Consider the following 13,322-nt stretch of genomic DNA (forward strand, 5'->3'; position numbering starts at 1 on the left):
GGGGAGGAAAAGTGATCAATCCTGATGCGCCCAGGTCATGCGGAACGACGCGCCGCCCCACGGTGAATCACCGACCTCTACACGGCCGCCATGGGACTGCGACACCCGTCGCACCAACGCCAGTCCCAAGCCGAAGCCGCCGGTGCGGCGGTCGCGACTAGCGTCCAGGCGCGAGAACGGTTCGAAAATCTTCTCCCGACCGGCCAGCGGCACACCCGGGCCGTCGTCATTGACCTGCACTTCGTATTGATCGCCGATGCGCACCAGCGACACCTCGACCCGCTCCTCGGCATAACGAATGGCATTGCGCAGCAGATTGATCACCGCCCGCGCCATGAACCGCGGCTCGATCCGCACCTCTTCGACCCGGCATTCGCCGATCAGCAGTTGCACACCGGCAGCCTCGGCTTCCAGGGCCACACTGCCCACCACACTGTCGAGCCAGTTGGCGGCCTGAATGTTTTCACGGGTGATGACCGTCGCGCCGCGTTCGAGGCTGGCGTAGGTCAGCAGCTCGGAGACCATTTCTTCCAGCTCGCCAAGGTCGGCGTACATGTCGGCGATCAGTTCGCGGTTCTGACTGGCGTCCGGTTGTTGCTTGAGCTGGTCGAGCTCGAACGACAGCCGGGCAATCGGCGTGCGCAGTTCATGAGACACGGCATTGGTCAATTCGCGCTGATTGGCGATCAGGCCTTCGATGCGCGCCGCCATCAGGTTGAAGTGTTCGGCCAGATCGCGAATGTTCGAGCGTTTGGAGAGCTGGATGCGCGATGACAGGTCGTTGTCGCCAAAACGCTCGGCGGCCAGTCGCAGTTTTTCCAGATCGCGCCAGTGCGGACGGACCCAGAAGTACAGGACGATGCCGAGCAGCACCGCCAGCATCAGATAGGCCGCTGCGATGTAGAATGGCATCAGGCTCGGCTCGGGCGGCAATTTGATGCTGAGTACCTGCGAACCACCGTCGATGTTGCTGATGAACTGGGTGTAGTTGTCGCGAATCACCAACAGGTTCTGCGCCAATTCAGCCTTTTCCTCGGGCGTCAGGGCCAGTTGATCGGACTCGATCAGGTTCAACGTCAGCCCGTAATGCGGACGCAACGCCTCCAGTTGCGCCTCGCGCGCCGCACCTTGCTGGTCACGCATGTGCTCGATCAGCGACCAGGCCTGGCCGCGCACCGCCTCGCGGTTGTAGGCCTGCATCTGGTTGTCGAGCAACGCGTTGAAGGTGTGTTCGACGGTTTGCAGCGCCGCCACCAGCCCGACTGTCATCACCAGAAACAGTCCCAGAAATAACCGCAGCATCTACAGCTCCCACGCGAACGGATTGAACAGATAGCCCTTGCCCCACACGGTCTTGATGCACACCGGTTCGCGGGGATTGTCCTTGAGTTTGTTGCGCAACTTGCTGATGTATACGTCGACGCTGCGATTGAGGCCATCGAAAGCGATGCCGCGCATGCGGTTGAGAATGTCATCGCGCGACAGGATATTGCCGGCGGCACTGGCCAGCAGCCACAGCAGTTCGAATTCCATGGTGGTCAGCTCGATCAACTCGCCCGCCAGACGCACTTCGCGGCAACTGCGATCAATGATCAGATTGCCGAATTCCAGCGAGCTGACCACGCCGCTGTCCGGCACTTGCCGACGTTGTAGGGCACGCAGGCGCGCCAGCAGCACCGGCGGCTTGATCGGTTTGATCACGTAGTCATCGGCCCCGGACTCCAGGCCCAGAATGTGGTCGAGGTCGTCTTCCTTGGCGGTCAGGATGACAATCGGCGTGTCCGACACGCTGCGGATTTCCCGGCACACGTGCAGGCCGCTTTGCCCCGGAAGCATCAGGTCGAGCACCACGACTTTGGGCTTGAATTCGAGAAACGCGGCCACGGCCAGATCGCCACGATGCACGGTGCGTACCTCGTAGCCGTGTTGTTCGAGAAAGTGCGCGATCAGCGCGGCCAGGCGCTCATCGTCTTCCACCAGCAGGACTCTGCCAAAACCCAGGTTATCCATAACAACCGTCGCCAACCCTCAGTGAAGTGGGCGCCATTATGGCGGCATTCGCGGGCCAGACGTTTATCGCAGGCAGCAAAAACCGGCCACTTGGGCCGGTTTTCGTTGATGTTTCATACTCTTAAGAGTTTTTAACAATTCATGCCGCGACGGGCACGCCGCTGTGGAAACGGAATTCCTCGTCCGGCGATTCGATCAGGTCCTGCTCGGCGGCGCGGACTTTCTCGATCACCTGGGCAATGTCCTTGGCGTCACCGTACTGGTAGGCCAGTTTCAGGTAACCCTGGAAATGCCGGGCCTCGCTTTTCAGCAGGCCGAAGTAAAACTTGCCGAGTTCTTCGTCCAGATGCGGCACCAGTGCTTCGAACCGCTCGCAACTGCGCGCTTCGATGAAGGCGCCGACCACCAGGGTGTCGACCAGTTTCACCGGTTCATGGCTGCGCACCACTTTGCGCAGGCTCGAGGCATAACGGCCGGCGTGGAGTTGGCGCAATTCGATCTTGCGCCGTTTCATGATGCGCATGACCTGTTCGTGGTGCACCAGCTCTTCCCGGGCCAGACGCGACATCATGTTGATCAGATCGACGTGGGAATGGTACTTGGCGATCAGGCTCAACGCGGTGCTGGCGGCCTTGAACTCGCAGTTCTTGTGGTCGATCAGCAGGGTTTCCTGATCGGCCAGCGCGGCTTCAACCCAGGCGTCAGGCGTGCGGCAACCAAGGAATTCGTGGATTTCGGGAAGGATCATGGGGCTCACGGTCAAAAGGTGTTCGAGCGAAGGGCGCCGATTATACCGGCCTGCCCGCAGACCACCAGCCGCCTGCGTTGATATGCATCAAGTCGCAGACGGATGAGCAGCAACTATAGTTTTGTGCAACGCCGTGCCTTTTCATTGCTGGAGACTCACTCATGCAAGCCATTCGCAGCATTCTGGTGGTCATCGAACCCGAACACGCGGAAAGCCTGGCGCTCAAGCGCGCCAAGCTGATCGCCGGGGTGACCCAGGCCCATCTGCACCTGTTGGTCTGCGACAAGAAGCACGATCACGCCGGCATGCTCAGCGTGCTCAAGTCCGCGCTGCTGGCGGACGGCTACAGCGTCACCACCGAACAGGCGTGGAACGAGAGCCTGCACGAAACCATCATCGACGTTCAGCAAGCCGAAGGCTGCGGGTTGGTGATCAAGCAGCATTTTCCCGACAGTTCGCTGAAAAAAGCCCTGCTGACCCCGGCGGACTGGAAACTGCTGCGCCACTGCCCTACTCCGGTGCTGCTGGTGAAGACCTCGGCCTCCTGGAAAGACCGAGTGATTCTGGTGGCGGTCGATGTAGGCAATGCCGATGGCGAGCACCGCCACCTGCACACCACCCTCATCGATCACGGCTATGACATCGCGAGCCTGGCCAAGGGGCATCTGCACGTCATTACCGCCCATCCGTCACCGATGCTGTCGGCGGCGGACCCGACCTTCCAGCTCAAGGAAACCATCGAGGCGCGCTATCGCGAGCAATGCCGGGCGTTCCAGGCTGAATTCGATGTCGACGACGAGCACTTGCATGTCGAGGAAGGCCCGGCGGATGTGCTGATTCCGTTCATGGCGCACAAGCTGCAGGCCGCCGTGACCGTGATTGGCACCGTGGCGCGCACCGGGTTGTCAGGGGCGCTGATCGGCAATACCGCCGAAGTGGTGCTGGATGCGCTGGAGAGTGATGTGCTGGTGCTCAAGCCGCAGGAGGTTGAAGACCATCTGGTGGAGTTGGCGGTGAAACATTAAGCATTGTTGTCATCCTGTGGCGAGCGTGTTCGCCACAGGTAACGCTCACTCGCCCAGCGCATCCTTCAGGAAACCGGGCGCGATGTAGCGCTGATAGTGCGCTTCCGACAGCAGGAAAAATTCCCGATCAATGGCATCGCGCAGTTCCGGCAGGTTCCAGTCGCGAAACTCCGGCAGCAGCACCATCCCGTAGGCTTCCAGGTTAATGATCACCCGCGCGCCCCGGGCGATCAGCTGATAGGCCCAGCAATATTCCGATTGGTGCGGCACGAAGCGGATCTTGCGCTGTTCCAGTTGCAGGCGCAGCCGCGCCGGGTCGAAGACCTCGACCTTGCTGGCCATCACTTGTGACAGCAATTGCTCAAGACGCAACCACACCGCGCGTTTTTCTTCCTCGTTGTAACCGTTCCAGTGGATCACTTCGTGGTGGAAACGCTTGCAGCCACGGCACACCAGATCACCGTAAACAGTGGAGCAGAGGCCGACGCAGGGGGTCTTGATGGTCTGATTGGGCATAGAATGGGCAAAACACTTGAAACGCGGAACAGGTCGGCATGTTAGCCCTTTGTCCGGCATTCATCACCCCTCAAACGTCAGGGACAAGTGCTGGATCAAGGTTTGCCCCACCCGCGCACAACGCAACCAAAGTCCAATAGAGCGCGACTTACCTTTAAAATTTTTTTGCCGTAGAATCAGCCAGCCTTTTTAGGCGCCAATGTCCGTTAGAAGCTGTTTTCAAAGCGTCACGAGCACAGTCGTTCCTTCAGAGCGGTGTTGGCGTAAGGTTTTTCCAGCGGGGAAAAGCCATACGCCAACCCTCATCAGCTCCCCGTTCTGCAGGCGTAAAACTTTGAAAGCAGCTTCTGTAAGGAATTGCCGGTAATTCTGGCCGAACGACCCACAACGTCGTGAGGAGCATGAGTACGGCAATTTCGGGATGAGCGTCCCGGACACCCATTTGGGACCACTGATGAGGGTAATAACTGTGCTTGAAGCCTACCGCAAACATATCGAAGAGCGTGCAGCCCTGGGTATCGTTCCCCAGCCGCTTAACGCCGAACAAACTGCAGGCCTGGTCGAGCTGCTGAAGAATCCTCCGGCTGGCGAAGAAGCTTTCCTCGTTGACCTGATCACCAATCGCGTTCCACCAGGAGTGGACGAAGCCGCCTACGTCAAGGCCGGCTTCCTCTCTGCACTGGCCAAGGGCGAAGTCTCCTCCCCTCTGCTGGACAAGAAGCGCGCTGTAGAACTGCTCGGCACCATGCAGGGCGGCTACAACATCGTGACCCTGGTAGACCTGCTGGACAACGCCGAGCTGGCGCCAGTGGCTGCCGAAGAACTCAAGCACACGCTGCTGATGTTCGATGCCTTCCACGACGTGGCTGAAAAAGCCAAGAACGGCAACGTTCACGCCAAGGCCGTGCTGCAATCCTGGGCTGACGGCGAGTGGTTCAAGAAGCGCCCTGTGCTGGCCGACAAGATCAGCCTGCGCGTCTTCAAGGTGACCGGCGAAACCAACACCGACGACCTGTCCCCTGCTCCAGACGCCTGGTCGCGTCCAGACATCCCGCTGCACGCCCTGGCCATGCTGAAAATGGCCCGTGACGGCATCGTTCCGGACGAGCAAGGCAAGACCGGCCCGATGAAGCAGATCGAAACCATGCGCGGCGAAGGCTTCCCGATCGCCTACGTCGGTGACGTGGTCGGTACCGGTTCCTCGCGTAAATCCGCGACCAACTCGGTCCTGTGGTTCTTCGGCGACGACATCCCTTACGTGCCGAACAAGCGCGGTGGCGGTTTCTGCTTCGGCAGCAAAATCGCTCCGATCTTCTACAACACCATGGAAGATGCCGGCGCACTGCCAATCGAGTTCGACGTATCGAACATGAACATGGGCGACGTGATCGACCTGTACCCGCACGCTGGCAAAGTCTGCAAGCACGGTACCGACGAAGTCATCACCACCTTCGAAATGAAGACCCCGGTTCTGCTGGACGAAGTCCGCGCCGGCGGCCGTATCCCGCTGATCATCGGCCGTGGCCTGACCGAGAAGGCTCGCGCCGAACTGGGTCTGCCTGCGTTCGACCTGTTCAAGAAGCCGGAAGCTCCTGCTGAAAGCACCAAGGGCTTCACCCTGGCGCAGAAAATGGTCGGCAAGGCTTGCGGTCTGGCAGAAGGCAAAGGCGTTCGTCCTGGCACCTACTGCGAACCGAAGATGACCACCGTAGGTTCTCAGGACACCACCGGTCCAATGACCCGTGACGAACTGAAAGACCTGGCGTGCCTGGGCTTCTCCGCTGATCTGGTGATGCAGTCCTTCTGCCACACCGCGGCTTATCCAAAGCCGATCGACGTGACCACCCACCACACCCTGCCTGACTTCATCATGACCCGCGGCGGCGTTTCCCTGCGTCCGGGCGACGGCATCATCCACTCGTGGCTGAACCGCATGCTGCTGCCGGACACCGTGGGTACCGGTGGCGACTCGCACACCCGTTTCCCGATGGGCATCTCGTTCCCGGCCGGTTCCGGTCTGGTCGCGTTCGCCGCTGCTACCGGCGTCATGCCGCTGGACATGCCGGAATCGATCCTGGTGCGCTTCAAAGGCAAAATGAAACCTGGCATCACCCTGCGTGACCTGGTTCATGCCATTCCTTACTTCGCTATCCAGAACGGTCTGCTGACTGTCGAGAAGAAAGGCAAGAAAAACGCCTTCTCCGGCCGCATCCTGGAAATCGAAGGCCTGGAAGGTCTGACCCTGGAACAGGCTTTCGAACTGTCCGACGCCTCGGCCGAACGTTCGGCTGCCGGTTGCACCATCAAGCTGTCGAAAGAGTCGATCACCGAGTACCTGAACTCCAACATCACCCTGCTGCGCTGGATGATCGGCGAAGGCTACGGCGATGCGCGTACTCTGGAACGTCGTGCTCAAGCGATGGAAGCCTGGGTTGCCAACCCGGAACTGATGGAAGCCGATGCCGACGCCGAATACGCCGAAATCATCGAAATCGATCTGGCCGACATCAGCGAGCCTGTACTGTGCGCGCCGAACGACCCGGACGACGCCCGTCTGCTGTCCAGCGTTGCTGGCGAGAAGATCGACGAAGTGTTCATCGGTTCGTGCATGACCAACATCGGTCACTTCCGCGCTGCCGGTAAACTGCTGGATCAGGTCAAGGGTCAGCTGCCAACCCGTCTGTGGCTGTCGCCGCCGACCAAGATGGACGCTCACCAACTGACCGAAGAAGGCTACTACGGCATCTACGGCAAGGCCGGCGCACGCATGGAAATGCCAGGCTGCTCGCTGTGCATGGGTAACCAGGCACGCGTTGAGCCGAACAGCACCGTGGTGTCGACTTCGACCCGTAACTTCCCGAACCGTCTGGGCGACGGTGCGAACGTCTACCTGGCTTCGGCCGAGCTGGCGTCCGTGGCTTCGATCCTGGGTCGCCTGCCGACCGTCGAGGAGTACATGGAATACGCTGGCAAGATCGACAGCATGGCGGCCGACGTTTACCGCTACCTGTCCTTCGACCAGATTGCCGAGTTCCGTGAAGCTGCTGCGAACGCCAATATTCCGGTCGTTCAAGCCTAACGCTGCAACGCAATGAAAAACGCCGCCCATCGCAAGATGTGCGGCGTTTTTTTATGCCTCCGGAAACTCATGCATTGAGCTTGAGTGCCTGCTGTACCGCCTCGTCCACACTCAAACCGCTCAGCAGTACCTGCTCGCGTTCCAGTTCTGGCAATTGCGCCAGCACGGTCTGCGCCTCATGTTTGAGGCGCGCCAGAATCAACAGTTTGTCCTCGGCCCGTACCTGCAGGAAGAACGCTTCCAGCGCTTCGATGCTGGTGCCGTCCAGGTCCGGCGATTCTTCCAGACTCAGGATGATCGTGTGCACCGCTGCCGGCGCATGACGGGCCAAGCGCAGCGCGCCGCCGAGAATGCGCTCCACATTGGCGAAAAACAGCGCCTCACTTGGCCGCACAATCAGCACGCAGGGGATTTCCCGGGCATCCGGATGGCGCTGCACGTCGACATAGTCGTGACCACCGCCCATTTGCCCCAGCACCTGGATATCCGCCGATGACATCTGTTTCAGCATCAGCACCACGCTGATCGCCACCGCCAATAGCAAACCGTCGAGCACGCCCAGTACCAACACCGCCGCCACGGCGCAGATCACCAACAAGCGATCGCGGCGCCAGATGAAGTAGCGGCCCAGTGGTTGCAGGCTCAACGCCCGTCCCAAGGCGTGAATCACGATGGCGGCCAGCACCGGTTCCGGGGTCAGGGCGATGTACGGCAGCACCGTCAACACGATCAGCAGCACCACTGCCGCCGCGACAATACCCGCCAATCGCGATGTGGCGCCTGCCGCTTCATTGGCCGATGTTGCCGAATACCCCGCTCCGGCCGGCATGCCATGAAACAGCCCCGACAACAGATTGGACGCGCCTAGAGCCAACAGATCGCGGTTCGAAGAGACCTTGTCGCCGTGCTTCAGGGCAAACGAGCTGATCGAGCCATAAGACTCGGCATACAGAATCATCACCATGGCAAACGCCAGCTCCCCGAGGCGCAGCCAGTCGGCAAACGGCATGTTTGGCAGGCGTGGCACCTCCAGCGCCAGATCGATGACCCCGATCAGTTTCACCCCGTGAGCCGGCAGGTTCAGCCATTGACTGGCGACAATGCCCAACGCCACCACGATCAAACCGCCCGGCACCCTGCGAAAACGGGCGCAGAGCATCAATAACAGCAACGCCACCACCGCGACCGCGGCACCCGCCAGGTTCCATTGCGGCCACTGCTCCAGCAACTGCGGCAGGAAGCGGATCAGGTTGCTGTCGGTCAGGTGGATATCGACGACACTTGCCACCTGTTTGAGGATGATCGTCACTGCCAGCCCCAAGGCAAACCCACGCAACACCGGTTTGGCAATGAATGAAGTGACGCTCCCGAGCTTGAACAGCCCCGCCAACAGAAACAGCACGCCGGTCATCAACACCAGACCGACCGCCAGGCTCAAACGCAATGCCGGGTCGCCGCCGGCCAGCGAAGCCGTCGCCGCTGCCAGCACCGCTGCCGAGGATGAAGTGGCCGAAACCACGGCAAACCGACTGGTGCCCATCAGCGCGTAACACAACAACCCAGCGAACAGGGCAATTACCCCCGCTTGGGGCGGCAATGCAGCGATGCTGGAATACGCCACGGCTTCGGGCAGCAACAGACCAGCAATCGACAATCCGGCCAGCAAGTCCTGACTACGACTTTGTACTTCGGGTCGGGAAGAAGCACTCAGGGGTTCAATTGACAATCGGACCCACCCACCCCGGCAGATACCGAGCCTCCTGGCTGCGCGCCAGGTTCATGGCCTTGGTCTGCAATTTCGGACTCAGGTCGTTGATCTGGTCGCTGGCGATGCGGCTGCGAAAGAAGTCCGCCCAGAGGAATTCGCTGTAAGGCGTGGCGTCCTTGGCGTAGCCACCGGCCCGGCGCAAGCGTCCGGCAAGGCTGCGATAAGGATCGTCCTGCAGATCGACTATGGATTTGGGAATGGCTTCGAAGGTGCGCCTGGCACCGCGTCCATCATAGGGATGTGCCCACTGGTTGAAGTTCATCACGCTCCAGAACGTCACCGGGTCGACAAAGGAAAGGTCCTTGAGCACCAGCAAGGAAGCCTTCTTGACCTCTTCCTCGATCAGCGCAAGACCGAAGTGGTGGTGATCGACAATGTAATAGACGCCTTCAGGCCCGAGCACACTGGGGAACCAGTGATTATCCAGCGCTGCCGCCCGCTCCTTGCGTTTGAGTTTCTTCCATTCCTGGCGCTTGTCGGCAACTTCGGCGAGGCCGACCGTGAGCTGGGTGGGATGGAGTTTTTCCAGTTTGGCGCTGATCAGTTGCGGTCGGGCACGGGGCATGAGGCATCTCCGGGAAAAGTGCCTTTCAAGCGTAGCCGTTTATGCCTTGGGATGCGTGCCCTGGATCAGGCACTGGGAAGGTCTTGCAAAAACGGGGGCGAATCGCTCGCCCCCGCTTGGTGCTGCTGGTCTGGAATCAGGCCGTCAGCGAGTAGATCAACGCCGAAATTGCCACCAGGCCGACAGCGGTGACAAACACGTTCGACGCCTGGCCACGATAGCGGGCCATTGCCGGCACTTTGCGGATCGCATACATCGGCATCAGGAACAGGATCGCCGCGATGACCGGGCCACCGATGGTCTCGATCATGCCGAGGATGCTCGGATTCAGGGTCGCCACGATCCAGCACACCACCAGCATGAACGCCGCAACAATGCGGTCCAGTGCCTTGGCGCCCGGGCGCTTGCCGCTCTTGACGATCAAACCTTTGAGGCCTTCGCTGGCACCGATGTAGTGACCGAGGAACGACTTGGAGATGGCCACGAACGCAATCAACGGCGCTGCGAAAGCGATGGTCGGGTTGCTGAAGTGGTTGGCCAGGTACGACAGGATCGACAGGTTCTGCGCCTTGGCTTCAGCCAGTTGCTCCGGCGACAGGGTCAGCACGCAACTGAAGACGAAGAACAGCACCATCACCACCATCAGCAGGTGGGCACGGCACAGGATCTGCGAGCTGCGCTCGTCGGCGTGAACGCCGTAACGACGCTTCTGGTCCACCGCGAAGGCCGAGATGATCGGCGAGTGGTTGAACGAGAACACCATCACCGGAATCGCCAGCCACAGCGTGTGCAGCAGCGCCGACGGCGCCGGCACCTGCGAAGCGGTGGACAGGATGCCGCCGTTCCAGTGCGGAATCAGGTACACGGCGAGGAACAGCAGCGCAACGATGAACGGATACACCATCAGGCTCATGGCCTTGACGATCACTTGTTCGCCGCAGCGCACCACGGCCAGCAGGCCGAGGATCAGCACGAACGACAGCAGCGCGCGCGGTGGCGGCGTGATGTGCAGTTGGTGTTCGAGGAAGCTGGCGACGGTGTTGGTCAGGCCAACGCTGTAGATCAGCAGGATCGGGAAGATCGCGAAGAAGTACAGCAACGTGATCAGCGCACCGGCCTTGATGCCGAAATGCTGTTCCACCACCTCAGTGATGTCGGCGCCTTCGCGACCGGAGAGCACGAAACGGGTAAGACCGCGGTGTGCGAAGAAGGTCATGGGGAAGGCCAGCAGCGCGAGAATCACCAGCGGCCAGAAGCCACCCAGACCTGCGTTGATCGGCAAAAACAGGGTACCGGCGCCGATGGCCGTCCCAAACAGTCCCAACATCCAGGTAGTGTCATGGCGATTCCAGCTCGACAGTTGCGCTGGTGCTGCCGCTTCAAAGCGTTGTTCGACGCTATTGGCCTGATCATTCATCCGGTCGGATCTCCGCATTCCGGTCACTTGCCACTCGGTCAGGACGCGTCGGAAAAAACCGACAGACATGCTCCGGCCGAAACAGGGGCGCGATTCTCCGCGATAAATGAGCGGAAGCAAAGACTTAGCTGAGGAATGGTTGTGCGGAGCAGATTGGACGGTTGTCGTTTTTGGGAAAAATCCTGTCGGCGCCAGATACGTATAATGTCGTTTTATGGCAAGTACCGGCGCCGAATGTGCCATGGGGAAACCCGATCAAATCGATCGGGCCAACATGAAGCCAAGGGACATGCAAAAGATGCCCAGACCCAGCAAGCCCCAGATCGGGCGCATTTCTTTCCTGTTTTTGATCCGTATTTTTTCGGCCCACTCATCGTGTTCCCGCTCCAGTTGTTCCATTCTGGCTTTGGCGTCATAGGTGCTCATGTTGATTTCCTTTTGGGTCATGTGTCCGAAGATTGCGAAAACGAACGCTCAAAACTTGAAAAAGACGCCCGCCAATGCCGCGCTTGCCGTTAACACGCCGGCCACTACCGCGACTGGATAAAAATATGTCTCCCATTTCAGCTTCTTTTCTTCCGCCAGAAGTTTTTGCCGTTCAGCCACAAGTTTTCGCGTTTCGTTATGCAGCCTGTCGAGTTCCAGGTTTTCACGGTTGTTCTGAAGCATTGGCCTTCCTTGGCTGATCGCAATTTCCGTCCAGGCCGCCGCTCCATCCTGAAGAACGCGCCCTGTCCTGCTCTCTATGGTTTCGTGCTTCACATCTCGCCGTATAGCGGATAAATCCGGCAGCACTCGTAGGCAACATCCGTAAATCCCGCAGGACGGAGCGTTCATTTCCTAACGTTCTTAAACAGCCTCACCGAATGGCATTTTTCGGCTATACCCAATGGCGAACCGACTGACAGCCGCTTCCAGTCCCCTGCCCCAAGGAGCCTTTTCATGCCCCTCGTCCGTGTCGAACTCAAGAAACACCCCGACCCGACCTTCGCCAAACGCGTCGGCGAACAGATCTACGCCGCCATGCGCAACACGATCAATGTCCCGGAGCACGACAACTTCCAGATCCTGGCCGAGCACGACGGCGAGCATTTCATCTTCGATACGCAATACCTGGGGATCCAGCGCAGCGACCAACTGGTGATCATTCAGATCACCCTCAATGAGGGCCGAACGCTGGAGCAGAAAAAGGCGCTGTACCAGACCATCGCCCAGAACCTGAACACGCACCTGTCGATCCGTCTGGAGGATGTCTTCATCAATCTGGTGGAGGTGAAGAAAGAAAACTGGTCGTTCGGCAACGGCATCGCCCAGTACGCCAGTTGATGCACCTGTTGACAGCCCGCTGACGCCGCCAGCATGATCGGCCCCATGAACCTTTGCGCGTTGCACCTCACCCGTACCACCACGACCGCCATCGGCGGGTCGTGGTGTTTGCGCCTGAGGTAAATCCAGCGCAGCAAACCCAAGGCCCCGCCAGCAATGGACGGGGCCTTGTTGTTTCTCCCGTCCGTGCGGCACGTTTTGCATCCAAGGAGAAGCACCATGCCCGCAGCACTGTTGATCATCGATATGCAGGTCGGCCTGTTCCAGGGTCAGGAAAAACCCCACGACGGCGAACGTATGCTCGCCAACATCCAGCACTTGATCGCCCGGGCACGCCAACGACAAGTGCCGATCTTTGCCGTGCGCCACACCGGCCCGCAGGGATCCCCGATTGCCGCTGGCAGCGCGTTCTGGCAGTTATTGCCAGCACTTGAGCTGGACGCTGCAAACGCCACCCTCATCGACAAATCCCGCCCCAATGCCTTCTTCGGCACAGATCTGGCTCAACAACTCGACGCTGCGAAAATCGAAGATCTGTACATCGTCGGCATGAAAACCCAGTTCTGCATCGACAGCACCTGCCGCGCCGCTGCCGATCTGGGCTTCAAGCCATTGCTGGTGGCCGATGCCCACACTTGCATGGACACACCCGCACTACCGGCCCAAGCGATCATCGAGCACCACAACGCAACCCTCGGCGCGGCGTTCGCGCGGTTGATCAACACTGCCGACGTTGCCTTCTGACGAAGCGCCTGCGCGCTCCCCGTATCAGCTCCTACACTGGCTGGTGCGGGGCAGTGCCGGCCATTGCCAAACCGCTCTGGAATCAGCACTCTGACACGACTTTCGCGACCGACACGCCGACGAT

At 59.9% G+C, this 13,322-nt stretch carries 13 protein-coding genes; 4 read left to right on the plus strand and 9 right to left on the minus strand.

The annotated features are described in order from the left end of the window. Window positions 1-15: 15 nt before the first annotated feature. The 3 genes from AC07VV_RS07250 to AC07VV_RS07260 all read right to left on the minus strand — a co-directional run bounded on the left by AC07VV_RS07250 (window position 16) and on the right by AC07VV_RS07260 (window position 2,758). Window positions 16-1,302, minus strand: coding sequence for an ATP-binding protein (locus AC07VV_RS07250; protein ID WP_495035806.1), 1,287 nt, complete (start codon window positions 1,300-1,302; stop codon window positions 16-18). Then, on the minus strand, window positions 1,303-2,010 hold the full coding sequence (locus AC07VV_RS07255; RefSeq protein WP_096820200.1) for a response regulator: 708 nt from the start codon (window positions 2,008-2,010) through the stop codon (window positions 1,303-1,305). A 139-nt stretch (window positions 2,011-2,149) separates the two neighbouring features. After that, a complete protein-coding gene (locus AC07VV_RS07260; RefSeq protein WP_064597504.1) occupies window positions 2,150-2,758 on the minus strand; it encodes a MiaE family protein in 609 nt (202 codons plus the stop codon). A gap of 161 nt (window positions 2,759-2,919) precedes the next feature. Between AC07VV_RS07260 and AC07VV_RS07265 the strand changes: the two genes are divergently transcribed. Continuing rightward, window positions 2,920-3,783, plus strand: coding sequence for a universal stress protein (locus AC07VV_RS07265; RefSeq protein ID WP_495035807.1), 864 nt, complete (start codon window positions 2,920-2,922; stop codon window positions 3,781-3,783). A 45-nt stretch (window positions 3,784-3,828) separates the two neighbouring features. On the opposite strand, the gene AC07VV_RS07270 is transcribed toward AC07VV_RS07265, so the two are convergent. After that, entirely contained in the window at window positions 3,829-4,299 is a 471-nt protein-coding gene (locus AC07VV_RS07270) for a DUF1289 domain-containing protein (protein WP_192558304.1), read from the minus strand. Window positions 4,300-4,768: 469 nt separating this feature from the next. Here AC07VV_RS07270 and acnB point away from each other — a divergent pair, with 469 nt between their 5' ends. Continuing rightward, window positions 4,769-7,378, plus strand: a complete 2,610-nt coding sequence (gene acnB / locus AC07VV_RS07275; RefSeq protein WP_096820202.1) for a bifunctional aconitate hydratase 2/2-methylisocitrate dehydratase — start codon at window positions 4,769-4,771, stop codon at window positions 7,376-7,378. 67 nt (window positions 7,379-7,445) lie between these two features. On the opposite strand, the gene AC07VV_RS07280 is transcribed toward acnB, so the two are convergent. The 5 genes from AC07VV_RS07280 to AC07VV_RS07300 form a co-directional block, all read right to left on the minus strand. Next, a complete protein-coding gene (locus tag AC07VV_RS07280; RefSeq protein WP_495035948.1) occupies window positions 7,446-9,098 on the minus strand; it encodes a SulP family inorganic anion transporter in 1,653 nt (550 codons plus the stop codon). Further along, window positions 9,094-9,711, minus strand: coding sequence for a ParB-like protein (locus AC07VV_RS07285; RefSeq protein ID WP_096820203.1), 618 nt, complete (start codon window positions 9,709-9,711; stop codon window positions 9,094-9,096). Before AC07VV_RS07285 ends, AC07VV_RS07280 begins: the two co-directional genes overlap by 5 nt. A gap of 136 nt (window positions 9,712-9,847) precedes the next feature. Beyond that, window positions 9,848-11,128, minus strand: a complete 1,281-nt coding sequence (locus AC07VV_RS07290) for an HAAAP family serine/threonine permease (protein WP_495035808.1) — start codon at window positions 11,126-11,128, stop codon at window positions 9,848-9,850. 255 nt (window positions 11,129-11,383) lie between these two features. Beyond that, window positions 11,384-11,554 carry a hypothetical protein gene (locus AC07VV_RS07295; RefSeq protein ID WP_167443778.1) on the minus strand — a complete coding sequence of 57 codons (171 nt, stop codon included), beginning with the start codon at window positions 11,552-11,554 and terminating at the stop codon, window positions 11,384-11,386. 48 nt (window positions 11,555-11,602) lie between these two features. Next, entirely contained in the window at window positions 11,603-11,797 is a 195-nt protein-coding gene (locus AC07VV_RS07300; protein WP_064597508.1) for a hypothetical protein, read from the minus strand. A gap of 273 nt (window positions 11,798-12,070) precedes the next feature. Here AC07VV_RS07300 and AC07VV_RS07305 point away from each other — a divergent pair, with 273 nt between their 5' ends. Then, entirely contained in the window at window positions 12,071-12,454 is a 384-nt protein-coding gene (locus AC07VV_RS07305) for a tautomerase family protein (protein ID WP_495035809.1), read from the plus strand. Window positions 12,455-12,673: 219 nt separating this feature from the next. After that, on the plus strand, window positions 12,674-13,198 hold the full coding sequence (locus AC07VV_RS07310; RefSeq protein WP_495035810.1) for a cysteine hydrolase family protein: 525 nt from the start codon (window positions 12,674-12,676) through the stop codon (window positions 13,196-13,198). Window positions 13,199-13,322: the final 124 nt, after the last annotated feature.

The sequence above is a fragment of the Pseudomonas sp. GW821-FHT02C04 genome (assembly GCF_059421845.1).